The organism is Metabacillus idriensis, assembly GCF_009674765.1.
In the GTDB taxonomy this organism is placed as follows: Bacteria; Bacillota; Bacilli; order Bacillales; family Bacillaceae; genus Bacillus_P; species Bacillus_P idriensis.
On sequence record NZ_WKKF01000014.1, the window covers coordinates 1 to 25,149 of the forward strand.

Here is a 25,149-nt window from a genome sequence, read left to right on the forward strand (position 1 = left end):
ACTCGCAAATAACCGTGCATTTACTCCCCCAAAAGAGTGTCCTACCAGTATATATGGAGGAATTATATTTAACTTATCTAAAAGTTCTTTCAGTTCCTTTACCATCTCTCGGCTATTCCTAGGATTAGAGCTCGGTTCGCTTTTACCTAAACCTGCTCTATCAAACACGAAAACTTCTGTTAGTAAAGAGACTTCGGGAATTATGGCATTCCATCCCTTTGAATAATCCCCATATCCAGCATCCATAACAACGGTTGGTTTATCTTTTTTTTCCCCAATTATGTTAGCAAACATTTGAAAGTCACTAACTTTTATAAACATCTCTTTAGACATATTATTAAGATCCTCACTTTTTTTATTCCTTTACTAGTAAACAATGTAGCTTATTCAATTAAACTCCCAATTCCTCAATAAGAAAAGCCGATCCACTTTGCTGCAATCGCCCCCGATTGTTGAATAACTAACTGAAAAATATCCCTAATAATATAGAAATTAACGACAGAGCAAAGAAACCCATAAAGAAATAGCCAAAATATCTTAATGGTTTGGGGAGTTTCTTTAAGTCTACATCTGTAGGCATTCCCTCAACATTTTTCATATGATCCATTGCATCATTAAATGGTTTCTTTTCGGACATTAAGACCCTCCTTAATTCAAACAGTATTTTTTATCTAGCTTGTAAAATCAAAAAGAAATTGATCTAGGCGGCTTAACCCTATCTCTTATCTGCAAATGAACTTCATATACAATTCAGTAAGAAAATCGAAAACCCTTCTTGAATAGTCGCCCCCGATTGCTGAAGACATAAATGATGTTTCACTCAGTTGAAAATATTCATACTTGTTCTGTCCAAATTTTATAGATAATTTGACCGTCTATTTTTGTTTCTTCTGTACAAATGCTAAAAGAAATATTATTATTTCCAGCCCATTTAGGTAAATAATATGCTAAATATTTAATTACCTTCTCATCAGGTGTTGCATATCCAACATTGATTTTATTAAATAAAAAAACAGCAAAATCAGGATACAAAGCATCTGTCCATTCTTCAGCTTCAAACTCCGAATCAAAAATGCGATTATCTTCTTTATAACTTCCATTTATCCATTTAACATTCTCCATTGAACCACCAACTTTTAGAGTCTACTACCATTTGTTGATATATTTCATATTAAGCAGAACTACATTTACTTTTATAAAAAGAGACGATTCATTGTTAAGCAATTGCCCCCGATTGTTGAATATCATCTATGTTGTCTTATAGAAGAAAAGCGCCCGTTAATGAAAAAACTATAAACTCTCTGGTAAATGATGTTTATACATTTCTAATACATTAGTATGTTGTTTTAACACAGCTATCGTTTTTGGATGTGGCTGTACATAAATAACAGGATAGTCCTTTTCATCAAATTCTTCATAAGTAGGAAAAGCTAATTTTTCTTCATCAATTGAAAATTGGGCATCAATTCCCTTTTTATTTCCACGAGCATCTAACCTTACCCATTTATTAAGTGATTTAAAAAAAACAGCATTTAAAGCGTGAATACAATACCCTTTTTCTGGTGTATCAAACAACATCAATCTTTGATAACAAAAACCTGTTGGTATTCCTTGAGAACGTAATAAAGATGCTAATAAATGGGATTTTGCATAGCATATTCCCTCTTTATAGGCTAATACATCTGATGCTTTACATGTAACGCGTTTCCCTTGGATATCCCAAGAATGAGATATTTCATCACGAACAAATTCAAAAGCAACTTTTGCCTTTTCAATTTCAGTTTGAGATGGATTAAAAAGTTCATCTACTTTCGACTTTATCAAGGCGTTAGAATAATTAATTTCGTTTAATTCAAGCAAATAATCTTCTAATTTATCAGTTTCACATACTAGGTGCATAGCTCCACTCCTCAATCAATTTTTCCGTGATGCTTACCCTATTTGAGACTTTTCATCATAGAAACAACTTTTATATTTATGCCGTTTGGTTTATGTACAACTTCCTCATTATAGATTTCATACCCAATTGAACTATATAACTTTATATTTTTAGGCACAGTCATACGAACTTTGCAAAATATCGTAGTTCCTCCTTTTTTTATTGCGAAATCTTCTAAAGACCTTAATATTTTTTTCGCAATACCAAGACCCTGTTTTTCTGGAATCACTGAAAGTCTATAAAAATATAAACCCTCTTCTTTTAATTGAAGACGAACCATTCCAACTGGCTGATTATCAACATAACTAATTAAAGCCTGCTCACCGTCTTTTAAAGCACTTAAAAGGGACTGTACAGTTTCCTCCAAAGCACTTGAAGGTGGTACTTCGTCTTTATATTCTATAAATGCCTTGATCATTAAATCGTGTATAATCGATACATCTGATACCTTAGCAAATTTTACCTCCAAGTAATATTCCTCCTTTTTAGTTATAAATATACAACTATATGTATTTTTATTCAACAAAGATATAGCTAACAATCTAAAAATTCCTTCTCTTATTCAAGATAATGGCCCGTTTATTGATCAAACTCTTGAAACCACTCTTCAACAATCCTCCCTCTATAAAGAAAGGAATAGCTCTGGATTTCTAGTTTTTTCTTAAGATTTCATCTAGATTTATTTTAATTAGACATCAAAGTTATGGGCTTAAGTTGAAAATAAGGATATTTTTGGAGTGTTAGAGAAAAAAAGTCCTTAACTGTCTAACCACCCCTATCCAAAAAGTGGTTACCTAGTAAAAGTATGGTTGCACTGGTGGATGTCCACATGTCTCATGGAGGTCAACCCTCCCATTTCTCACAGAGTCTTTGCTCCAAAATTCCTTCGTCCAACCTTTCCATGAGGTGGATGTCAGTGATGCTGCCCGACAGGATCAAAGTCCGTAGTATTGTTGTTTTACTGACTAATCCGTGCTTCAAATGTCTAAAATAATAAACCTAATAAAACTAAATAAATAACCAACTAAATGAATTCTAAGCTGCTTTCTGTAATGGTGCCATATGGGGAATATCCTTCAACATTCTATCTTCACTAAATTCACATTGTTTTGTACCAATCGTAAAAAGAATTCGTATCAGCTTATTACATATCGCTATAAGAGACTGCATTTTCTTTAGAGGATTTGTTTTACGTGTTGTAAAATACTCATGTAAAGCTTTAAAAGCAGTGTTCTTAGCTACCAAAGGCATCGCTACTCGGAAGAGGAGAGCCCTCAATGTCTTCCTTCCTCTCTTTGTAATCTTCGTTTGCCCTTTGTGCTTTCCAGAGGTATTCTCCTTTAAGCTTAATCCAGCTAACTTGATGATTTGTCTAGGGTGAGAATAGTAACTTAAATTCCCGACTTCTGAAAAGAAGCCAGCTACAGTGTCCTTGCCGATTCCTGTGATGGCCAACATTTGTTGAACACCTGGTATCCGTTCAAGGAGTCCATCAATATCAGATTCTAGTTCTTCGAACTTTTCATTTATTAACTCATACTTGTCTAGTAAAGTGCGAAGCTCTAATTTAGCCATCCTCGAACCTTCACGAATACCAATAGAGTCTTTAGCTACTCGTTTAAGTTCTTGAATTTTACTGAGTCCAACCGCACGCTTTACAGCTTTTCTAAGGTGAATGAGGATCTCTTGTTCCTCCACTATCTCTAACTCATGTGGTAATACGTTTAACTTTAATATTTGTATTGCTGCTTTTCCTTCCCAATCCTTAAACACTGTAAGGAATTCAGGAAAATATCGATCTAACCAGTTATGAATTTGCCCCTGCACAGCTTGTAAGTCAACAAATAAGAGATCGCGAATTTTCCTTGCCACACGAAGTTCTGCATAAACTCCCTGTGGAATATTAGGTTCAGCATATCTTCCATCTTTAACTAGCTGAGCAATGACTCTTGCGTCCTTCACGTCATTTTTGGTTGGAGAATTATCATCTAATTCTTTAGACTTCTTCACATGCATAGGATTTACAACGACAAACTTAATCTCCTCTTCTTTAAGAAAATGAGCAAGGTTGAGCCAATAATGACCTGTCGGCTCCATTCCAATAATCACCTTATCCATGCCGTGTTGTTCCATCAAATGTTTTATCCAGCCTAAAAAAAGATCAAAATGTGATTTGGTATTTTCAAAGTGACAAGGTGCACCAAACTCTATGCCTCTAAAATCTTGAGCACGAGCTACATGCTTATACTTCGCAATATCTACACCTACAATTAGTGTTTGAGAAGAAATTTGAGCAATCTTTTCATTTTGGTTATAATTCATATTGAAGTCCTCCTGGTATATATGATTTTGTCCTTTTCGCTGGCCAGCTTCAGGACACTCATATCATACCAAGAGGTTATTTTTTTGTTCAAACCTCATTTTTCTCCATTACAGGAATGCTGCCCTTTAATGGAATAAGACTTACGATAATATTGGCTCTAAAAAGTAGGATTGGTCGTGTTACATTTTTTTAAAATCACATCCCGATAATACAGGTAGCAATTTCAACTACATTTCCATATGTATCTTAAAGATCAAGCTCCTCTTTGAGTGTTATTTCAAAGTTATTGTTTACATAATCTTTAATAAAACGATATTTTTTATCATAATCCTCTTCCGTTCTAAAAAAACCTACTCTTTTTGTCCGCTCAGACTCCGGTTTTGTAGACCACAATTTAAGTGCTTCATCTTCAAGTTTGTTTTCAATTCTCTTTCGTAAAACCATATCTTGAAACCTTTGTTCTTTCTGCTCTTCCACCGAGATTGGTTGAGGTAGCTGTTTAATTATGGATTCATACTGATTTTTCAATTCTTCAATCTTCGTGGCAGCTAATTCTTCAAATGATGCACGCATTTCTATAGATAAATGTTGTTTTATAGACTCTATGTCCTCTACATAAGATGATGGAAAGGTAGACTCAGTTTTTGGGAAAGGTCTTAGATCAAAATGATTTTGAAGATCTCTTGAGATTGCAGCAAGTGACCATTTGTCTTCTCGGCGACTTTTAATAAATATCGCTATTTTTAAATCAAGGTCATCATATATTTTTTCATTTGTGTCTTCAGACCGATTGATGTAATGGATACGATCAGTCTCCAATCTTTTAAACCAACCGTCAACTGTATTCATATGAAGAGATGTAATATCAAGATTACGTTTAATTACTTCGACAAAATCACTAATTTTCCAAAAATTCATTAGTATAAGCCCCCTCTTTATATTCTTTTGAGTAGATTAATCAAATTTACTTTCTATATATGGAGCACATATTACAAGTGGTTTATAATTTATGGAACACTTGTAGAATAAAAGATACATATAGACTAAAAATCTCGATTTAATGGAGTTTAAATTCAGTATTAAAATATACTACATGTGGTGGTTTTTGAATGTATGCTTATTTTTCGGTTGGAAACGTTATCTACTTGTAGGCTCTATACAATATGTAGAATATATTATTTGTCGATTGTGATTATATATGAACTACAACTAGACTATAATAGCATATAATTTAGTGTGTTTTGAGTAGAGTTTTCATTTTTTCTAATTGTATAAGTAGTAAATTATCATTTATTATGTAAAATCCTTTATCTAGTTTTGTCTTATCTTGCGTAAAAAGAAAACCCACAATAAGTGGGTTTAGTCATCATCATCTTCAAAAGTAAGGAACGTTTTTTGTGCAAAGTTCTTAACGGTATCATTTACTTTAAAGGATTGAGAGGGAGTGTCTTCATTTTTACCTTCGATTGTATCAAAATCGAAACCTGTAGCAGGTTTGTTAATAACCTGGTAGAGAAGTTGACTAATTAAAGCTTTTGTTTGTGGGTGATTCAGCCACTCTTTTTGGTCATTGGTGATTCCTTTAGGGAGAGGAACTGAAATGGTATCTTCCTCAGATGTTTTAGAAATCTTCCGGGAAATTGCATCTACAAAAAGAGGGGCGATTTCACTGCTGAATTTCCGGCCTAATCTAGTTTTTCTTCTTGTTAAATATTTACTTACTGATACAGGAGTATCATGTGGCAGACGAAATGAGATCGTTTTGCCAGGTTCAAATTGTTCCATAAGAATCACTCTTTATTTGCTGCTACTTCTTGTGTAGACAATCCTTTGCTTTGAAGATACATAAGAAGAATCTTGAAATATGCACGGGCAATGATCCATACGCTATCTTCTTTTGATAAAAATCGAAGAGGGTAGTTTTTGTCTGACGAATTAAGCTCAGTTAAATAAGGTTTCAAAACTAATGAGCCTCCACCGATTTGATAAGCTAGCCGAATATTCGGTTCGTTACGCCACATATCTTTGATAAGTTTATATTCTTCTTTGGCCAATACAGAAAGCTCTTGATCTACAATATCTTTAATGGAAACACGATTGCCATCTACCCAAATGTGATTTTGTTCTTCAGGGTCTTCATTTGAAATGATCTCAACTAAGGTACGACGACTTTTTATTGAATATTTATGTTTAGAGTATACTTGTCTAATAATGTTATCTAGATAAGTAGAAACACCTTTTTTAATTCCATTGCTGTACTCATTATCAACCTCTGCATCACTAGTGATTATGGCTGAATCCGTAGAAAGGCCGCCAATATCATTAATTAAAATCGTTTTTCCTAGAAGATCTTCATTCTTTGTTGATCCGTCATTGTTAGTCGTTAAGTCTACAAATGCAGCAAAACCTTCTGTATTCACTAAAACTTGTTCGAATTTAATTCGGACTATTTTCCCTTCAAGTTCAGGGGTTTTTAAGAACTGTACTTCATGCTGAGAGTTTTTTAATTTCTTGCGAAAGTCTTTTGCTTTCGCTTTCTTCGTTTCGTCTAAAGGTAGCCCGGTAGACAAAAAGTATGTGGCTTCAATGATGCCATCGTCTTCTTTAAAATGATTAACTGCGTCAAATGCAAGTGAAGCTAATAGCATAATTACAGGCTGATCATTATCAGACTTGTCTTGATCTGGTGATAGTTCATCGTTGTTAGGATATTTTGCTGCTAAGTTACCAACTGCGTAACTTCCGTTTTTTTTCTTCAAAGCAGATGATGTTATTTCAACATGAAGTGCATTTAAAGGATTCTTTTCCATTTCGACAATTTCTCGGTCTTTCACTTCAGCAATAACATTCGGTATGTAAATCTGGTTGTTGAGGTCCCCTAAATAGCCTTTTACAGCATCGTTACCAATATCAATTGAAACAAATCTTCCCATTTTTCCTGTTTCCTCCTTAATATTTGCGTGTTATTTATTAACTAATTGCACTTATTGTATGCGTTTTGCATGCTTTTGTCAACCATTGCATACGTTTTGCATGCACTGTATTTTAAAATAAACCCTTATAAGAATAAGGGTAGACGAATGTCAAAAATGGGTGTATAGTGTTTAGTAACTTGATATATTTTGATGAATTATGTTTCCTAAATTAATAGATTACGACATACATAGAGCATTATTAAAACATGACATTTAAGTGAAAATAAAAAAGACAAAAATAAAAGAGCGTGTTGGTAGCACGCTCAGAAATATAGTTTCAAGCTAGCATAGCCCCTAGCATTGAAACGCCTTTGTCCAGATTGTTGGTAGCAATTTGGACCGTTATTAAAATTTCGTATGGGATTATAATAACAGTTTTCTAGGCTTTTTGCAATTACTTTCTCTAGCTTTTAGAGTGGAATATTTTGCAAAGAATCTAGGGGTATCAGGCGTTTTTAAGGTTTTAGACTGGGGCAGCTTAGCTTGCTCCAGTCTTTTTTGTTTTCCCAAGCAGGGGAGGACAAGCATATGAACGCTTACAGAGACCTTTTTGGGGATCAATTAACCGAAACACCTAAGAGGCAATTAGAAAAGCAACAATCCGGTTATAACAGTCATTTAGGATGGGTTTTTGTTTGTAATAAATTCAATGAAAAACCGAAAGCCATACGAACCTTTTATTCTCTATATGGAGCAGCTGGAGCTCATACTTACTTTACACCCAATACCTTTTATCGCAATGATCAGCGACATGCAGGAGCTTTGCGCTGGTTGAATGCAATGGTTATTGATATTGATGTAAAACACGGTCAAAACGAATCTATGATTCTTCCCGATGTACTAGATTTTGTATCAGAAGCTGGTCTCCCGTTGCCTTCTATGGTGGTTTCTACACCTTCAGGTGGTTTTCATGTTTACTGGTATTTCAATAACCCAAGGCGTGCCTTTCCGAAGGTCACAGAGCTTTATAAACGTGTACAAGCCTCTATTGCAGAGGTTATGGGAGGGGACATTCAAGCTGTTGGAGCAGAACGATGGTTCCGTATGCCAACGGAAGCCAACACGTTATTTCATAGTGATAACAGGGTATCATTTGATGATTTATGTGATTGGCTATCAATCTATCATGAAGAGCGCAGGGAGGAGCTTTTAAAAGAACGCAAGTCCGTCTGTATAGGTTCAGGCGGTCTATTAGGTCATGCTGCAATAAAAAGGCTATTAGAAGGTGTTTCTAAGGGTCAGAGAGACAATACATGCTATACACTTGCTTTGGCTTTTAAAGCTTCAGGCTACGGTGAATCAGAAACGGAAGCACGCTTGCAAGAATGGAACGGACTGAACGAGCCGGCCATGAATCAGATCGATGTTAAACGAAAAGTAAAAAGTGCCTTCAAGAAAGGAGCTCCAGGAGGACCTTCTTCATTTTGGATCCGTGAGCTGTCCGGAATGGCATTTACCTATCAAACATGGGAAGAAGCAAAACCAAGAGAAGAACGTACATATAGCCACTTTAATGAGTGGGAGAACGATGTTATTAGCTACCTGACCTCTGCAGGTGGTGAAGTTTGTGGTGGACAAAGAAAGATTGCTCAAGCAATCAAATCGTCTTCAGACCAAAATATAAACATACCTTATTCAACCTTTAAGAAAGTCATAGATTACCTTGTTCAACGCGGAATTATTACTAAAAGTGTTGAGGGAAAAGGACGAGCTGCTGTAACAACGCTAAAACTCGTTAAACAGTCCAAAGTTGTTCCGTTCCGGGCTAAAAAACCATCCTATCAAAATGGGCTCAATTCAAATACATTTATAGATCAGGTGGTGGGTGGGATTTCTTCTTCTCTTAGCAGTGTTACGGGAACTGTTGTGTCTTTTTCGTCTACTGCTATACCCTGATTAGCCTTCTAGGGTTTTTTGGTTTAGCTTTGCTCTTGTGAATATATGTTTTCTTTATCTGCTATACATATTCTGCGACTTTGAGTGTGATCATCCCTAACTATTAATTGGATTTAGAGATGTTTCTTTTTGTCAAATTATGTGCTGCCTAAGCTTGTTATGGTTTTTATACTATACATGTTTTATTCACCTTTATAGGGTAAGATAGAACTTTTATTTAGAGATAATCTTTTTTGGGTGATGTTTGTTTGGAAAAATATTTAAGTGTTTTAGAGATATCAATTTTTAAAAAAATTGGGTGTGGATCACTGTGTTTAAAATGGATATGAGTATAGTAAAAAAATCACATAAAAAAATAACAAGTGAGCATATGGAACGAATTCCCTTTACAATCATTGCCAAACAAATGTACGTATACTACACTAGGATTAAGAGAAATAAAATGAATATTTAATAGATTTCGATAAGTAAATCAAAAGGAAATAAATGTTCTTTTTAATTGCGGTTAAAAATGCCGCCAAACCCAATTATATAAAGGGCAGATTGACTCCTTTTTATTTGCGTAACCAGCAGAAGACCTCGCCTATACTACGTAAACATAGACGAGGTCTTCTGCTACTAAATAAAGGCGGAGGTCAATCTAAAGTGTAAGTGGGGTTGGCGGCGAGATTATTCAGAGGTAAGAGAGTGTAAGAGAAGTAGTTTAAGTAATAAAGTTTAAGATATAAAAAGTAAGTTCAAGAGATATGTTCAAGGTCTAGATCAAGAGAAAAGTTCAAAGGGAAAAGGATAAAAATAAGTTCCAGTGAAGGTGAAAAAAATAAATGTGATGATTCAAAATAGGAGGGTGTTGTCGGGATGATAATGGAGAAGTGACTGTAAAAATATAAATGATTTCGGATAAATATGCAAGGGTGGTGTTTGGTGTTCTCCATGCTGGATAATTGGTTACGAGCGTATGTAGGGTTATTGATTTTGGTTTATGGAATTGTCAGTTGGTGTCTTATTAAAATGGTTAAATTATTTGTGTTTTTATTTGCGGTGTTGTTTTCACTTTTGGTTTATGCAATTAGTTTTTGCTTTGGTAAACTGCTAAAAGGGAGAGTGGTTCCTATATTTGCTAGAAAAGGATGATGAAATTGATGCTAAAGTATACTTCGCTAAAAGAGAAAGATTTGGAGTATCTTACGTTTATTTTGAGAAACGGGATGGTAACAGCCAAGCAGATTCTCTTGAAATTCAGGGAACCTAATCTTCATCGTGTGTACCGGAGACTTCGAAAACTTGAGAGGAAGAAATATGTGAGGCATGAACAAGTCGCTCATAAAGTAGGAGTCTATCTGGGCACAATTGATGCTCGAAATTTAACGAATGTTCATGTGACTGTTCCGACAAAAGCAACTGTGTATACGATGCAGCATAATCTTTTGCTTAATGATTTGGTTCTCTTCTATGAGTTTCAGGCTGAGAAACAAGGTGTTGAATTTAAGTATCGAACGGAAAGGGAAATTCGTCATTCCATGCTTGGGGAGGGGGATAATCAAAGTAAATTAAAAGCGTATAATGCGAGTCGAGAACGTATACCCGATGCTGTTTTCTTTTTCAAAAATGCAGAAGGAAACGTGACAACAACTTGGGTAGAGCTTGAACTCAATAAGAAAGAACGGAAACGGTATGATGACAAATTCAAGTTGTTTGATGAATTGCTCTCTAATCAACGGTTAGATGATCAGCCGTATGCTTATGACCAAGTGATTTATTTTGCAGATGACATGAAGATTCATAAGGTGGTTAATGAAGCCAAACAACGATTAGTGAATGCAGATAAAATTTCTATACGAAAAATACCATCGGTGATCATTAACGAACGTTGGGAAGAGGTGATGCCAAGTGGATCCAATGGCGAAGAGCCAGGAGCAAACGCAACAGACTGAAACGGACCGAATGATCGGTGACATTGTCATCTATGGTTTGATTGGATTGATCGGAATTCTCTTTTTTCTTCCAGCTATGCTTGGCATGTTGATCTTTTCCATTCTTCATTTGTTTAAACGAGATTGGCTTTTCTATATAGCACTGGGAACAGGGATTCTGATTCTTTTATGGCAGTTTCAAACAGGAACCATCCTTACTTATTTTGGATTGATTTCAGAAATGAATATACCGTACCTATCAACGGGTGCTGAACGATTGATGAATGATGGGAATTCCATCGCCACGAGTTCTTCTTCCTATGTGGTATTAGGCGGATTGGCGTTTCTCTTTTCATTTGGTTTTTTCATCTTCGCCAAGTTTTTTTGGAAAAAGAGAGTGACAACCAAATCTGGCGAGGTTTTGAGACAAAAGGCTGAGCAACGATATAAAGCGTTTCGTAAAAACCGAGTAACCTTTTTAGCCAAAAAGCAGCTGAAATATAGAGAAAAACCTTCAAAGGAAGTTTTTGTCGGTTATACCGATTTTAAAGAGCGTGTCGCCCTTAAATCGAAAGAGCTTAACTATCACATGCTTGCGACAGGTGGGACAGGTACTGGAAAGACGACGTTGATCGCATCCTTAATGGAATCAGCCCTACAGCAGGAAAAACCGGTTATCTTCATGGATGGTAAAGGTGAGCGAAAATCCATGCTTGAATTTAAAGCATTATGTGAAGCTTACGGTCGCAAGGTTTATCTGTTTTCTGAAATGGATGACTTGACCTACAATCCGATTAAAAACGGAACACCTACTGAAACACGAGATAAACTTATGTCCTTATTTAGTTTTTCGAGTGAAGGAGATGGAGCTTACTATACGGATATTGCCTCTCGTTACTTGCAGCTGATCGTGAAACTCATTGATGAGGCAAACGTTCCAAGAGACATTCAGACGATTGCGAAATTGACGAATGTGAAAAATATGAATGCGTTTTTCAAGAAACACAGCATTGAGGAAGAAATTGAAGAAGAGGTCGAAGTTGATGCCCACGAAAAAGTAGTCGCTGGACAGGCGTCAACGTCCGAAGATGACGATCTAAGCGGTTTTGTCGCTCCGGCAGAACCAAAGACCAAGACGATTAAGAAAACGGTCTTAGAGAAGCGTACGAGGTCTGTCACCAAGCTTCAAGAGGGCATGCAGCGTATAAAGAACATTTTAGATGAAGAGTTTCCGGAAGATATTGTGGAAGGCTGCCTAACTAGATTAAAAATGCAATTGGGCGAATTACTAGAGTCTGATCTGGGCCATTTATTCATCGAGCGTGAAGAGGGCATCGATCTTCAAAACATTACGGATCACAACGATGTGGTGATTTTCAGTATTTCAGGGAGTCGTTATGCAGACTATATTCGGAAAATTGGGAAAATGATTATTCTTGATGTGAACAGTCTAGTCGCATACCGTCAGGCAAAGGGGCGAAAATCCATCTTCGGTGTATACGATGAGTTTTCAGCGTATGGCGACCGCCGAATCGTGGATATCGTGAACAAATCACGGTCTGCTGGCTTTGAATGTATCATCTCCACTCAAACGTTGTCCGACATTGATGCCGTGGATCCAATTATGACCGAGCAGATCATTTCCAACTGTAATGTCATTGCCACAGGACGCGTGAATTCCTCTAAAGATGCAGAGCGGATCGCTCAGGTATTCGGAACGTTTTCCGATCGGGAAATCACGCAACAGATCGAAAAGAAATACCCCCATATCCGTTATGAGGCTGAAATGGGAACCGTTCGCGATGTGGAACGCTTTAAAGCCAATCCAAGTGAAATTAAAAATCTTCAAATCGGTGAGATTTTCATCAATCGAAAAATGGTGGAGGTGGACGGCAGCGATACGTATTTCAGCCGAGTGTATGTGCGTAATGCCTTAGACTTAGGAGGGATCCAATGAGTTTTTTCAGCAAGTTGAGAGGCGGTCTTAAAAAGAATGTCTCTCAAGGAAGAAAAAAAGTCTTAAAAGATGAACGACGTTTAACGACTTCTCGTTTGAATGGACGAACCGCCTTTACCGTGGTCTTTTGGGGTGTGTTGCTCGGGGTTATCTTTTTCTCCTTTCAGGCCTGGGCGCGAACCGGGTTTCTGAATGAAAAGGTAAACGGTTATCAAGATCAAGCGTCTTCGCAGATTGAAAGTCTAAATGAGGTAGGGTTCGCCAATTCACCAGCTGGTGAAACGTATGCGAACCAATTCGTTACTACCTATATCAACGTATCCAATGATGAGAAGAAACGAGAAGAACGATCGAAAGCACTTCAAGACTTCTTGGCTGAAGGGTTACAGGTGGGAGAAATAGAAAACCTAACAGCTTTTCAAGGGAAACGAGTTTTGAAGAGTGCTAGCTTATATGATGTGAAGAACGTGAGCGAAGATGCAGCCAGTTATGTTTATCGTATAGAATATGAACTTTTCAACGTCGTCGAGAAAAAAGAGCAAGTTCCTGTTAAAAGCAAGGGGAAAGATGGAAAAGAGACAGTCGTAAAAGAGGAAAGAATGAAAAAAATTGATGAGCCATTGGGGAAGAAAGAGCAAATGATTGTGGTCCGGCTAGGGACGGATGGAAACTCTTTTAATGTCATTGAACAACCTTACTATCAAGCGATTCCTGGAAAGTCGAGAGTCGTAGCGGTTCAAGATCAAACCGATCAATCGCAACAAAATGTCAAAGTGGAAGATGAGATGAAACAATTTGCTACACAGTTTTTCACATCATATACAACCAATTCAGTGGATGAGATGGCTTATCTCATGGAAAAACCAGAATCTCTGAAAGATCTTTACGAGTATAAGGGACTAGAAGATTTTGTGGTTTATGATGATGAGCAAGAAGGACAGTACATTCTGAAGACGCTTGTGCTTCTGCAAGAGGCGAATACGGGATTGCAGACCAAACATCCTTTTACTCTTGTCGTAAGCAAAGAGAACAATAAATTTTATGTAAAACAGTTCAAACACACTTTAGGAGGATGATGGAAAATGCCAGATATTACAGGGTTAACTGATTATGTTTCAGGTCAGGTGGCGGCCGTTTTGTTCATCATTATGATCGTCATGATTGTCCGGGCGTTTATTTCTCAACGATGGGGCCAGTTTTTCTCCAGTTTTGTTTTTGCGGTTGTCTGCTATGTAATCGTAGCCAATCCGGGGGAATTTGAAAGCATGGCCAATGCAATATGGGATCAAGTTAAAAGTGGTGGTTTAAATTGAGGACAGATGCCTACAGTTATCGGAAGTTTTTTAAATATCCCTTAAAAATCTGGAAGCTTGGAAAGGGCGAGAAATCCCTCGTCTTTTCCAAGGGAATTGAGATTCGGCAAATCATCATGGCCGTCCTGATCTTCGGTTTTCTCTTTCTCTTTAGAGGCAGCATTAATCACATTTTGCCGACCACGCTGCAGCTTGCGTTTTACGCGGTGTTGCCTTGGTTGATTGCGGGGGCCATTTGCAAAAGCCGATTGGATGGAAAGCGATTGGATCGTTTTTTCATCGGTTATTTCCGTTATCTATTCACTAAACGATTTTCCTACAGCAGCCAAAAGAGTGTGTACCAGCCACAAATGAAGAAAGCGCAGTCTTACGAGCGATTCCAATAAGGTGGTGATTGTATGATACAGTTTCCGATTCAATCTTTTAAAGACAACGTGATCTATACACATGATATGGAAGCCTGGTCCTATTATCGTTTGCATGAAAACACCGTAGGCGTTAATGAACAAGAAGCAGAAAATCATCTTGTGAACCGTCTGCAACGGCTGGCCTGGCAGTTCTCGGCATTTGAAGAAGTGGATTATAAAATCGTACCAATCCCTGTTGATATCGATAAACGGATGGATAGCCTGCAAGCTCAATATGAAGGGCAGTACGCGGATACCGGCATGTATTACGCAGAACGAGCTAAAGAAATTTTAAGAGAAGAAGCGAAACATGTGGTCGAGTATAAGTTTTTTGTTGGTGTAAAGTTAAAGCGACAGGAGCTTGATGAGAATCTCATGCATTCTTTTTCCTCCTCTTTTAAAAGCATGAACCGGTACCTTCAAAAACTTGCTGGTTTTGGCGGACAGAGCATTGATGATTTAACCGTTCGGTTATTTGAGGAATCGGAGGAAGATGCTTTCACAACGCTTAATCATTATCTCGGGGCCAATCGAGTGAAGGAAAAAGAGCTTCGCTACATCATTCGTCATCAGTTTGTCAGAGGTCAAGCGCAGCCAGACGGTGAGGGGAGTGTGTACAGTCTTACAGAAGGCATCCTAGATCCCGGAAAAGCCGGCTATGTACGTATTCAACAACTAGAAGATGAATCTTGGTGCGCGTTTCTTCCGGTTTCCGAATTCCCCATTCAGTTAGGCTATAAAGAATGGGCGTATTTCTTTCAGTCCTATCCTTTTCCGGTTGAGGTCAACATGCGGACGATCTACAAGAACAAAAAGGAGGATGAAGGCCGTACTAATACCATCAAAAAGCGATTTCGTGATCAGGACGCCCAACTCATTGAAGCGAATGAGGATGATGACAGCTTAATTAATACAGGCCGTGAACTTCTGCACGATTTAGAAAATCAAATTAAGAATCAAGGCAAACCACTCCTCAGAACTCACATCAATTTCGTGGTCTACGGCCCAACAAAAGAAGAAGTTCGAAAACGAGCCAGAAGGCTCAAAATCGATTTTAAGGATCAGCAGATCGAACTTGTCCAGCCGTTAGCCGACCAACTCCTATTATTTCATCAATCCCTGCCAGCAGCTAAAATCGTTGCGGACGATTGGGAGCAAATCCTTACGCCTGAATCTTTTGGGGAATCTCTTTTCTCCCTTACGCGGAAGATTGGCAATACCGTCGGCTTTTATCTTGGGAAAAATATCTCTCACGCGGGCGAAAGCGTGGATAACTCTCAATCTCTTGTTTTCTTTCATCCGTTTCTCGCTCATTTGGGTTTAAAAGGTTCGAAGTATTCTTCTCCTCACGTCACGATCTCAGGACCAACGGGAATGGGGAAATCGTATTTGTTAAAAGATATCTTGTTGAATGGCGTCTTTTTCGGTGCCAAGGTGCTTATGACGGATCCTAAGGATGAAGTTGAAAAGAAATTTAAACAAGCGATCACACCTGAAATGGAGCGAACAGCGCCTTTCTTCCGGGATTTAATTGAAAGCTTTAACTATATTACTCTATCAAGTGAAAAGAAGGATGCCGGAAAGCTCGATCCTTTGACGTTCTTGGAAGGAGAAGAGGCGCAAGATGCAGCGGTTGGTGTTCTTGAATACCTATCCGAGCTTCAATCCAATGAACGGAATGTAAAAACGGCGATTTATAAAGGGGTCCGTCACGTGCTGCAGCAAGAGAAGAAGCCTGGACTCTTAAATGTCGTTCGTCATTTACAAGAATCAGAAGATCAGGACGTCCGAAACGTCGGAGATCTTCTTTATGAAATAGGGACAAACGGCATCGCCAAGCTCATGTTTTCGGATGGGAATGTAGAAGGCATTAGTTTGCATGAGCAAGTCAATATCTTGCAGATTCAAAACTTGAATCTCCCGGATGAAGGCGAAAAAGCTTCGACGCGTGATGAACACATAGCTGTTGCGTTAATGCAGCCGTTGGCGAAGTTCGCCACCCGGTTTGCCCGTGATGATTCCGTGGTCAAGATGACGATCTTTGAAGAAGCCTGGATGCTCATGAATACAGGGGCCGGTGATCGGCTGATCAATGAGTTATTACGAACCGGCCGTTCCTTGCGGTCCGCAGTTTATATCATTACGCAGTCCACGTATGAATACAACAAGCCTCAAATCAAAGAGAATATCGGTACAAAATTTGCGTTTAAAGCGAAAACCACTGAAGAAGCAGCGAACATCATTGAATTTCTCGGCCTGGAGGACAACAAAGCCAACCGAGATATGCTGAAAAATTTGACCGAGGGTCAGTGTATCGTTGAAGACATGTACGGACGCACCGCCAAGATTCAAACTGATGTCCTGTTTGATGAATGGATCAGCGCCTTCAACACGAAAGAAAATGACCGAGGAAGAGCGGAAACCGAGGAGGCATTCATTTGAAGAAAACACTAGTTATCACCCTTTTAGCGTTGGTTGCACTTTTAACCGGGTGCAATCAGGGCACTTCTTCTGAAGATATTGCTAAAGTGGCATATGGTTGGGAAAAGGCAAATTTTGATAGAGATTATGAGAAAGAGCAAGAATTCATTTTTGATAAGGGTTCATATGAAATCCATAAAACAACTAAGAAGATTAATTCTGGTTTGAAATATAAAGATGTTCGTTTTGAAATTTATTACGACAAAGAGTCTGAATACTATTATGTTTTTACAGATTTCAAAAATCCAAATGGTGATAATGCCGTTAAAAATAATATTCTACTTCGTCAAAAAGCTGATGTGTGGAAGGTAGATACGAGTAAGAGTTTGGATATTAACCGGGAGGATATCAAAGACAAGTTTGATCGTAAAGCTTGCATTCACTGCGAATAAGGAGGAATTGGATGAACTTCCTAAAACGGGGGATCGGTTTAGGTATAGCACTGCTTTTTCTTCTCATGCCAGCAGCTACACTGGCCGAAGATTCTTCCCCGACTGTTCAGAAAAAAGAGGAGACCGTTGGTCGTGTGACTCTGGAAAGCAAAGAATATCCTCTCGATCATTACAAGATGGAAGCGAACATCGGGGACGGATTTAAAGATGCTGCGGATAATGCCTTGCACGCCATTAATCAAGGGATGTGGGGATTCAATAAAACCCTTGCCAGCTTTACTCTTTATTCGACCAATCAACTCATGTCATTTGATTTAATCAGCAGCATTGCAAGCGAAGCCGGAATTATGAGTGAACGGATTTATGAGATTATGTCCGGTACGTTCCTCTCGTTGTTTGTCATCTTTGTGGGTGGAGCTGCTGCGTGGCGTTATTTCGTCAATCAGCAGGTCGGTCATGCAGTAAAAGCCATCCTTGGAGCATTGGCTATCACGGTCCTGACCTTTTGGTTTTACTCCGATGCGACAGGGAATATCAAATGGCTCAATGATAGAGGGGCTGAACTTGAAGGCATCGCCAGCTCAGCAAATGTTCTTATCAGTTCGGACGAGTTTGACAGTAATGAGGCTTATAACCCTAAAGAGGGCATTGCCTTGCTTGAAAACAAACTGTTCAACCTTATGGTCAAACGTCCGTATCTGCTTTTAAACTATGGTTCCACGAAAGAAGCTGACATCATTAAGGAGGATCCCAATCGAGTAGATAATCTATTGGTCATTAAACCATACTCAGACGAGGGAAAAGAACAAAGAAAAAGGATAGTAAGTGATGAAGTATCCAATTTTGACAACAAGCAAATGTCACCGGAATTCAGTGGAGAACGGTTTGGCTATCTCATTATCACAATTATTTCCACCATTGCTTTGGCCATTCCGGTTTTGTTATTAGGTGTTTTTAAGTTTTTGCTTCAAGTCTGGTTTTTAGCTTTGGTCATTTTTACGGCCATTCCACTCATTCTTTCTCTCATCCCAGCTTACAGTGAAAGTGCATTGAATCATGGGAAAAAGATTGTGGGTGTACTGCTTATGAAGGCAGGGCTCGTTCTCTTAATTGCGGTAATCACGGGACTGGTTACTCTCCTTTATGAATCGGTTAAAGTCACGAACGGTGTAGAAGGATATGCGTTTGTGGTCTTTCTGATTTGCATTACCATTTGGGGCTTGTTCAAATATCGTACGGAAATTTTTGAAGTCGCTTCAGCTGGTATGGTTCAAGGTCAGCAAGTGGTGGAAAGAACAACCACAAATACCCTGAATCGATTGGGGGATGCTGGCGAAAGAGGAATGAAGGGGGCTAAACGGATGGTAGGTAAAGCCCATCAAAACCATAAACAGAAAAAGCGTATGGACGAATTTCAATCTGGTTTAGAGGGAGCTGGCCGGAAAGTTTCGACGAATGCGGCCGGAGCTAGTGGTGAACGGTCAGAGCACCGTAAAGCAGTCGGAGAGAACAAATTAGGAAGTGAAAAAAATTCAGAACAACAGACTAAAAAAGGGATGAAAAGCGATTTAGCGGCTACAGGAACGGAGACCCCTCGATCAGCTTCACGAAATGCAGGAGCTGCGATTGTAAATTTAAATGATTACAAAAAGCAAAAAAGTGAAGGACCCAACAAAAATGAGGAGAAAGTGCAGGCTGCTCGAACACCTTCCTCCCAACGATCCGTTTCAGAGGCTCGTAATCCTGGCTCAACAAAGTCAGAGGGAGGAACGAATAAGGAATCTAAACCAATCCAGCAACAAAAAAACGGAAGTACGACTCAGCAACCTTCCCCTCACCGTAACCCGGCAGGACGAATGGAAAGTCAAAAAGAGGTGGCGGCATCGAGAGACCCAGACAAACACATCACTCAATGGGAAGCTGAGCAGCAAATCAAAAAAAGGAATGCAAATACTTCTGGTGAGACGGTCAAACGATCAGAAAGTAGGAAGTCCAAGAATGAGCAAACGAACCGACAAAAATGATGTGGGAGAGAAGCCTTCTGACGCAGTTAACTTTTGTTTTGTGGTTAACTCTTTGTCTTGTTGCGTCAGAATGGCTTTTAGAAAGGAGAGCCTATGCAAGGCGTTTTGAAGAAAGGTGCAAAAGTTGTTAAAACCGTGGCCATTCTGAAAAACCCTCTTACGTGGGTGATTGCAGGGATCCTTCTTCTCCTCCTATCCATTTTCGGCATTGCTTTATTCATCTCAATTAGTCTCGGCGGAGAAAATCAATTTGACTCCGGGCTTTCAGGAGAAGGAGCAGGAGGAACAGCAGAGGTATCGGCTGAAGTCCTTCGATATGAACCCCTCATTCGAAAATATGCAGAGGAAAATGGGATTGGCGAATATGTCGGGCTGATCATGGCTCTGATCCAACAAGAAAGTGGCGGCCGACATTTAGATGTGATGCAGAGTTCTGAATCAATCGGGTTACCACCCGGGGCTATTACCGATCCTGAATACTCCATTCAGATAGGGGTGAAGTATTTTGCGGATGTGATGAAACAAGCCAAAGGAGATATTCACCTAGCTCTGCAGTCTTATAATTTTGGGAATGGATTTATCGGCTATGCCTTAGAACGGGGAGGGTATTCAAAGGAAGTCGCTATTGATTTTAGTGAGATGATGGCTGTCAAAAACGGATGGTCCCGGTATGGAGACGTCCACTATGTCGAACACGTCCTTCGCTATTATGAGGGCGGAAATGGCGGGAAGGTTGTCGTGGGGGATGGAAGCCAGTCATTTGATGTAGAGGAAGTTCATCACATTATGAAAGAATTTCTTGGCCGCCCTTACGTATGGGGAGGTCGAACGCCAGCAGCCGGCGGATTTGATTGTTCAGGGTTACTCGAATATGCTTTTGCTCAGGTTGGCGTAGATATGTATGGAACAGCGCAATCTCAATACGATAAAACCATTCCTGTTCCTGAAGATCAAATAAAACCGGGAGATTTAGTCTTTTTCTCCACCTATAAACCAGGAGCTTCTCACGTCGGTATGTATGTAGGAGATGGTCAATTCATTAATGCGAACGGAAGTAACGGCACTTCTTATTCGTCCGTTCAAGAGTGGAAAAATATTTATCCTTTCTTAGGGTTTAGAAGGATTCAGTAGTGGAGGTGAAAATCATGGAACCCAGCCAAAAGAAAAATTACATTATGCTTATGGGTGCTTTTATTGCAGCGGTGATCATTATCATGTACGTTTTCAGCTTACGCTCCCAGCTGCAGGAAGTCAGGTCGAATCAGCGTCATTATGAAGAAGAAATTAAATCCTTAACCTCTGTTCAACAAACCGAGGCACTATCTAAAAATCGGTCGTTCCTTGAAGCGTTTTTCACTTATGAAACTACGGCTGAACGCTATCAAAAGATTCGTCCCTTAATGACCGATCGTGGATTTAAAGCGACTCATCCTTCAGGAACGAAACCACCGCAATCCAAGCAATCCGTCAAATCAACCATGGTCGGGCTGAAGCCGTTTGAATATCAGTCATCGAAGACGGAAGCGGAGTTCTTTAATGAATTCAAGCTTTCGACCGAGTATAATAATGTATCGAATACAGAAACGGTGATTGTCAAAACGTCTCTTATTTATGTGAAAGAGCAAGGCTGGAAGATCAATGATGTAGAATTTGTCGGAGAATTAACCGGACGCCCCACGTCCTAAGGAAGGAAGATATTAGCATGAAAAGTACAGGTGTTGTAAGGAAGGTAGACGAGCTGGGGAGAATTGTTATTCCCATTGAGTTAAGAAGAGTCCTGGAGATTGAAATTAAGGACGCAATAGAGATTTTTGTAGATGATGATAAAATCATTCTCCAAAAATATATGGCCCATAATGCGTGTGCGATTACCGGTGAGATAACCAACGAAAACAGAACGTATGGTGATGGGAAATTTGTGTTGAGTCCTAAAGGCGCAGAAATCCTGCTTCGGGAACTAGAAGAAGCTAAATGACAAAAGAAGTAACCGATCGTTCTTTTATAAAGAGCGATTTTTTTGTGGCCACAAAAATCCATAAAATAAGGATTTTTGAATCTTAATACTCAATGAAGAGGTCCATTACCCTTTCATCGTGGTTAGTGAATTCTAACGTCTACCAGGTTTTCGAGTTTTAAACGGAAAGTCTCCTCATGAAAGTCCACTATTCTCAATTCTTTTCGATATGTATCTATATAATGCACTTTACCAATATACAAGTGAAAATCATCACTTTGAAAATACGTAAAACATAACTCCAAGTTTTCTCCCATCGCTTCACTGATTGTCTCTTCCATAAGGGAGAGGCGCTGTTCATCCAGTTCAGGTTTCTCTTTCTTTGTTTGAGCCAAATAAAAGGCTCTTAGTTCCTTCACATGTTCTGGCAGCATCATCGCCGTCCACTTAATGTTTCTTCGGTTACGTATCAATGTTAATCCCTCCAATCATTTTTAACTCTTTAAATCATTATATGGGAATGTACGTTCTTACTGCAATGGTGATTTAATGCTGTCTTGGTTGTGATAAAAGGATTAAGAACCTTTGTGATTTTTTTAGGAGAGAAAAATGTGGAAGGGAAGTGAGCAATTTATTGGTGTTTTCTGTCTAACATTGAGAAGGATCCTGGAGCAATTATTTATCCAGCATATAAAATTTATTATTCTTTTATCAAGTGAACACTTATGCAAGTAATCACTTGACTTAGTGTTCACTTGTGATATATGATAATTTCACAATAAAGGAAGGGGATGTATTTATGAGTCAGGAGAAAAGAATTGAATTATTGGAAGTAGAGGTAAATGAGTTAAAAAATAAAGTTAAGGAATTAACGCTCCTTGTTGTTAAAGAGGAAGAAAAGGAAAAGCGTGAGTGGCAACGAAATATAATATCTGATTATATGATTAAGTTGGTCTACCCGGGGATTTTTGGTCAGATTGAAAATCCTAAAGCTGGATTTCCTAAAAATCGAAGAACTGTAGCAGAACAACTTTCTCCTGGACAATATATGTTTATATATGTAACTTCCCCTGAAAAAAAAATAATTGGGCTTACCAAAGTTGTATCTGAACTTAATATAACGGATGGTAGATGGCCTTATTCAGTTGACTTAGAATGGGTGATATCTCCCAAATTAGGTATATCGCTTAAAGAATTAGACTTAGATATAAGACCACGTCCGGGTGATACAATTTTCGGATTAACTGATAGTAAAGCAGAAGAAATAATAACCGCCCTTAACAATCAGCCTGATCTTGATGAAAGTACTTTAAATTATTTAAAAAGAAAATATGAAGACACTGAATGACTTTGAGATGAACTGTTAAATTTTTAAAGACACCAAGCCCCTTGAGGGGGCTTTTTATTTTCTAAATGAAATGTTCTTTTAAGTAGAATTGTTTAATTCATAAGGTATATTGTTTAGAATAAAATATTGACATAAAAATCAACATTGGTGTATTCTTAGTATAGAAAGGGTGACTGAGATGAGTGAGTTCGGACAGTTGCTAAAAAATTTGCGTAAGGAATACAGGATTACACAAAGAAAGTTAGCAGATTTAATAGGCATAGATTTTACGTATATTAGCAAAATTGAAAACGGATCAATGGAACCACCAGCTGAAGATAAAATTATTAAAATCGCTGATGTATTCAATAAAGATGCTAATGAACTTTTGATAGCAGCAAAAAAAGTACCTACTGATTTTCAAAAAGTAATTACAGAAAATAAAAATGTTCCCGTTTTTCTTCGTAGTGCTTCTAAACTTTCAAACAAACAATGGGAAGAGATAAAAAAGATCATCAATGAGGAGGATTAATATTTGATAAAATCATATATTTCTCCAGAAGAAATGGAGAGTCTTACCCAGCAGATATTGATTGATTACGGGATCGATTTAGATAATGTTGAATCATGCTTTCCCATACCAATTGAAGAAATAATCGAATTTCATTATGAGTTGATTATCGATTGGGAGGATATTGATCATTATAGCCCTAATGAAACAGTTATGGCAGCAATCATTCCTTCAGAAAAAAAGATCATAATGAACGAAAGTCAGAAAGAGATTTTCGAAGAAAAAATAGGAACGATGCACTTTACGTTTGCACATGAACTAGGTCACTGGGTTCTTCATGCAATAGATGAATCTCAACTATGTCTTGATCTGTTTTCAAATAAAAAGATATTTTATTGTCGTAGTAAGTCTATAAAACCACCTGTTGAATATCAAGCAGATCTGTTTGCCGCATGTATCCTAATGCCTAAGCCAGTCATGATTGAGACTATTAATAGCATGAAGGAGAATGGAAAAATAGAATGGAGAGATTTATACGCATTGAGAGAGAAACTGTGCGTTTCTATATCAGCGTTAAAATACAGGTTAGAGCAATTGAACTTGTTATACATAAAAGACAAAATTATTTACTCGTCTAAGGAAGAGGCATCAGGACAGATAGAATTTCAGTTTTAAATTTTTTTAAGTATAATATTGAGTTGATAATCAACTCAATATTTGAAAGGAGGTGAAAGCGGTGGCGAAGAACGGAAGTGCAGGAAATGGCCGAATTGGTGCAGTCAAATCAAGAAGTCAGTTCAAAGGACCGAACGGTAATTTTATTAAGCGAGATGCAACAACTGGTCGTTTTATGGACCAAAAAACGAGTAGTTCGGCTCCTTTTAAAGGTGTTCAAAAAGAAAAGTAGGACGCGGCAACGTCCTACTTAATTAAAACTTTTATATAAAAAACAGTATTTCCATGATAACAAAAATATATAAAAAAAGGAATGAACCAATATGGCTAACATTAAGATTCAAGATGTCATGGTTTTTGTGAACGGAACCTCTCGATTTAACAACAACGCTTTTGATACTGTAACCGTTAAAACAACGATTCAAACGGACGAGCCTATTACAGAAGATTATTATGTACCAAGTGGAGTGAATGTAACACCAGGAATATTAGATCTACTGAAGCTCCAAAATCTTGAAGTGACACCGTTTAAAGCAAGCACCTTATTATCTGGAACTGATGATATTCAAACGCAAGCTTTAAACGGAAACCCGAGTGGGACATTAGAAGATGCAGCTAAACTGCTCTTACTCTCCATTCTTAAAAAGACACCACTTGTTACCATCGCAGGTGCTGTGAATACTTACGAATTATCTTATGAATATAAGATTTTTCCATTAGCTGCTATAGGTCTTCCAGACAGTTATGATTTCCAAATCCGAGTTCCATTTGATGGTTTAGGTATTGTACAAGGTGGACGAGTTGAAGTAACTGTGGTTCTTCCAAGATTTGCAGAACCAGATCCAAACGAAACAAAGGGTATTGATTTGAACGGAGCAGAAATAAGTGAAATTTTCTATGAAATGCCAAACGTAAATCGTAAGGCGGTCACATTCGCCTATCAAAACGATCCTTTGTTTACAGTAAGATACCAACATACGCAAGGTTTACAATAAAGAAAAAAACTCTCGTTGTGTGAAACGAGAGTTTTTCTTTGTGAGCTTGAAGTATTGTTGGATGCAA

At 38.2% G+C, this 25,149-nt stretch carries 27 protein-coding genes; 17 read left to right on the plus strand and 10 right to left on the minus strand.

The features are described from left to right. The 9 genes from GJU41_RS21710 to GJU41_RS21750 form a co-directional block, all read right to left on the minus strand. On the minus strand, nucleotides 1–333 hold a 333-nt coding region (locus tag GJU41_RS21710), incomplete at its 3' end, for an alpha/beta fold hydrolase (RefSeq protein ID WP_154319549.1). Between the two features lie 127 nt (nucleotides 334–460). Further along, complete coding sequence (locus tag GJU41_RS21715) at nucleotides 461–637, minus strand: amino acid transporter (protein ID WP_154319550.1); 177 nt, start codon at nucleotides 635–637, stop codon at nucleotides 461–463. Nucleotides 638–834: 197 nt separating this feature from the next. After that, nucleotides 835–1,122 (minus strand): hypothetical protein, encoded by a 288-nt coding sequence (locus tag GJU41_RS21720; RefSeq protein ID WP_154319551.1) that lies wholly within the window; start codon nucleotides 1,120–1,122, stop codon nucleotides 835–837. A gap of 168 nt (nucleotides 1,123–1,290) precedes the next feature. Beyond that, nucleotides 1,291–1,899 (minus strand): transglutaminase-like domain-containing protein, encoded by a 609-nt coding sequence (locus tag GJU41_RS21725; RefSeq protein WP_154319552.1) that lies wholly within the window; start codon nucleotides 1,897–1,899, stop codon nucleotides 1,291–1,293. 38 nt (nucleotides 1,900–1,937) lie between these two features. Next, nucleotides 1,938–2,408, minus strand: a complete 471-nt coding sequence (locus tag GJU41_RS21730; RefSeq protein ID WP_191559214.1) for a GNAT family N-acetyltransferase — start codon at nucleotides 2,406–2,408, stop codon at nucleotides 1,938–1,940. Nucleotides 2,409–2,974: 566 nt separating this feature from the next. Further along, nucleotides 2,975–4,261 carry an IS110 family RNA-guided transposase gene (locus tag GJU41_RS21735; RefSeq protein WP_154319553.1) on the minus strand — a complete coding sequence of 429 codons (1,287 nt, stop codon included), beginning with the start codon at nucleotides 4,259–4,261 and terminating at the stop codon, nucleotides 2,975–2,977. A gap of 247 nt (nucleotides 4,262–4,508) precedes the next feature. Further along, the gene (locus tag GJU41_RS21740; protein WP_224771481.1) at nucleotides 4,509–5,180 is read right to left on the minus strand and encodes a MerR family transcriptional regulator; all 672 of its coding nucleotides are present in this window, start codon (nucleotides 5,178–5,180) and stop codon (nucleotides 4,509–4,511) included. Between the two features lie 441 nt (nucleotides 5,181–5,621). Further along, the gene (locus tag GJU41_RS21745; protein WP_154319554.1) at nucleotides 5,622–6,047 is read right to left on the minus strand and encodes a hypothetical protein; all 426 of its coding nucleotides are present in this window, start codon (nucleotides 6,045–6,047) and stop codon (nucleotides 5,622–5,624) included. 5 nt (nucleotides 6,048–6,052) lie between these two features. Further along, complete coding sequence (locus GJU41_RS21750; RefSeq protein WP_154319555.1) at nucleotides 6,053–7,195, minus strand: ParM/StbA family protein; 1,143 nt, start codon at nucleotides 7,193–7,195, stop codon at nucleotides 6,053–6,055. 570 nt (nucleotides 7,196–7,765) lie between these two features. On the opposite strand from GJU41_RS21750, the gene GJU41_RS21755 reads away from it, so the two are divergent. The 12 genes from GJU41_RS21755 to GJU41_RS21810 all read left to right on the plus strand — a co-directional run bounded on the left by GJU41_RS21755 (nucleotide 7,766) and on the right by GJU41_RS21810 (nucleotide 21,595). Further along, nucleotides 7,766–9,133, plus strand: a complete 1,368-nt coding sequence (locus tag GJU41_RS21755; RefSeq protein ID WP_154319556.1) for a primase C-terminal domain-containing protein — start codon at nucleotides 7,766–7,768, stop codon at nucleotides 9,131–9,133. Between the two features lie 1,142 nt (nucleotides 9,134–10,275). Beyond that, nucleotides 10,276–11,067: a hypothetical protein gene (locus GJU41_RS21760; protein WP_154319557.1), complete on the plus strand. Its 792-nt coding sequence runs from the start codon at nucleotides 10,276–10,278 to the stop codon at nucleotides 11,065–11,067. After that, nucleotides 11,033–13,003 carry a type IV secretion system DNA-binding domain-containing protein gene (locus GJU41_RS21765; RefSeq protein ID WP_154319558.1) on the plus strand — a complete coding sequence of 657 codons (1,971 nt, stop codon included), beginning with the start codon at nucleotides 11,033–11,035 and terminating at the stop codon, nucleotides 13,001–13,003. The genes GJU41_RS21760 and GJU41_RS21765 overlap by 35 nt, the downstream gene beginning before the upstream one ends. Then, nucleotides 13,000–14,079, plus strand: a complete 1,080-nt coding sequence (locus GJU41_RS21770) for a conjugal transfer protein (RefSeq protein WP_154319559.1) — start codon at nucleotides 13,000–13,002, stop codon at nucleotides 14,077–14,079. The genes GJU41_RS21765 and GJU41_RS21770 overlap by 4 nt, the downstream gene beginning before the upstream one ends. 6 nt (nucleotides 14,080–14,085) lie before the next feature. Beyond that, nucleotides 14,086–14,316 carry a TcpD family membrane protein gene (locus GJU41_RS21775; protein ID WP_066240255.1) on the plus strand — a complete coding sequence of 77 codons (231 nt, stop codon included), beginning with the start codon at nucleotides 14,086–14,088 and terminating at the stop codon, nucleotides 14,314–14,316. After that, a complete protein-coding gene (locus tag GJU41_RS21780; protein WP_154319560.1) occupies nucleotides 14,313–14,702 on the plus strand; it encodes a TcpE family conjugal transfer membrane protein in 390 nt (129 codons plus the stop codon). The genes GJU41_RS21775 and GJU41_RS21780 overlap by 4 nt, the downstream gene beginning before the upstream one ends. Before the next feature lie 12 nt (nucleotides 14,703–14,714). Then, entirely contained in the window at nucleotides 14,715–17,165 is a 2,451-nt protein-coding gene (locus tag GJU41_RS21785) for an ATP-binding protein (protein ID WP_154319561.1), read from the plus strand. Then, a complete protein-coding gene (locus GJU41_RS21790) occupies nucleotides 17,162–17,596 on the plus strand; it encodes a hypothetical protein (RefSeq protein WP_154319562.1) in 435 nt (144 codons plus the stop codon). The genes GJU41_RS21785 and GJU41_RS21790 overlap by 4 nt, the downstream gene beginning before the upstream one ends. 11 nt (nucleotides 17,597–17,607) lie before the next feature. After that, complete coding sequence (locus GJU41_RS21795) at nucleotides 17,608–19,620, plus strand: CD3337/EF1877 family mobilome membrane protein (protein ID WP_154319563.1); 2,013 nt, start codon at nucleotides 17,608–17,610, stop codon at nucleotides 19,618–19,620. 93 nt (nucleotides 19,621–19,713) lie between these two features. Further along, nucleotides 19,714–20,751 carry a bifunctional lytic transglycosylase/C40 family peptidase gene (locus tag GJU41_RS21800; RefSeq protein ID WP_154319564.1) on the plus strand — a complete coding sequence of 346 codons (1,038 nt, stop codon included), beginning with the start codon at nucleotides 19,714–19,716 and terminating at the stop codon, nucleotides 20,749–20,751. Between the two features lie 14 nt (nucleotides 20,752–20,765). Beyond that, nucleotides 20,766–21,305 (plus strand): hypothetical protein, encoded by a 540-nt coding sequence (locus GJU41_RS21805; RefSeq protein WP_154319565.1) that lies wholly within the window; start codon nucleotides 20,766–20,768, stop codon nucleotides 21,303–21,305. A 17-nt stretch (nucleotides 21,306–21,322) separates the two neighbouring features. After that, on the plus strand, nucleotides 21,323–21,595 hold the full coding sequence (locus GJU41_RS21810; protein ID WP_154319566.1) for an AbrB/MazE/SpoVT family DNA-binding domain-containing protein: 273 nt from the start codon (nucleotides 21,323–21,325) through the stop codon (nucleotides 21,593–21,595). Nucleotides 21,596–21,717: 122 nt separating this feature from the next. Here GJU41_RS21810 and GJU41_RS21815 read toward each other — a convergent pair whose 3' ends face one another. Beyond that, nucleotides 21,718–22,047, minus strand: a complete 330-nt coding sequence (locus GJU41_RS21815; RefSeq protein WP_224771485.1) for a YolD-like family protein — start codon at nucleotides 22,045–22,047, stop codon at nucleotides 21,718–21,720. A 326-nt stretch (nucleotides 22,048–22,373) separates the two neighbouring features. Between GJU41_RS21815 and GJU41_RS21820 the strand changes: the two genes are divergently transcribed. The 5 genes from GJU41_RS21820 to GJU41_RS21840 all read left to right on the plus strand — a co-directional run bounded on the left by GJU41_RS21820 (nucleotide 22,374) and on the right by GJU41_RS21840 (nucleotide 25,082). Further along, nucleotides 22,374–22,922, plus strand: a complete 549-nt coding sequence (locus GJU41_RS21820; protein ID WP_191559216.1) for a hypothetical protein — start codon at nucleotides 22,374–22,376, stop codon at nucleotides 22,920–22,922. Between the two features lie 178 nt (nucleotides 22,923–23,100). After that, complete coding sequence (locus tag GJU41_RS21825; protein WP_154319568.1) at nucleotides 23,101–23,433, plus strand: helix-turn-helix domain-containing protein; 333 nt, start codon at nucleotides 23,101–23,103, stop codon at nucleotides 23,431–23,433. 3 nt (nucleotides 23,434–23,436) lie between these two features. Beyond that, nucleotides 23,437–24,087 (plus strand): ImmA/IrrE family metallo-endopeptidase, encoded by a 651-nt coding sequence (locus GJU41_RS21830; protein WP_154319569.1) that lies wholly within the window; start codon nucleotides 23,437–23,439, stop codon nucleotides 24,085–24,087. A gap of 61 nt (nucleotides 24,088–24,148) precedes the next feature. Then, nucleotides 24,149–24,319: a hypothetical protein gene (locus tag GJU41_RS21835; RefSeq protein ID WP_154319570.1), complete on the plus strand. Its 171-nt coding sequence runs from the start codon at nucleotides 24,149–24,151 to the stop codon at nucleotides 24,317–24,319. 91 nt (nucleotides 24,320–24,410) lie between these two features. Then, nucleotides 24,411–25,082, plus strand: coding sequence for a hypothetical protein (locus tag GJU41_RS21840; RefSeq protein ID WP_154319571.1), 672 nt, complete (start codon nucleotides 24,411–24,413; stop codon nucleotides 25,080–25,082). Nucleotides 25,083–25,149: the final 67 nt, after the last annotated feature.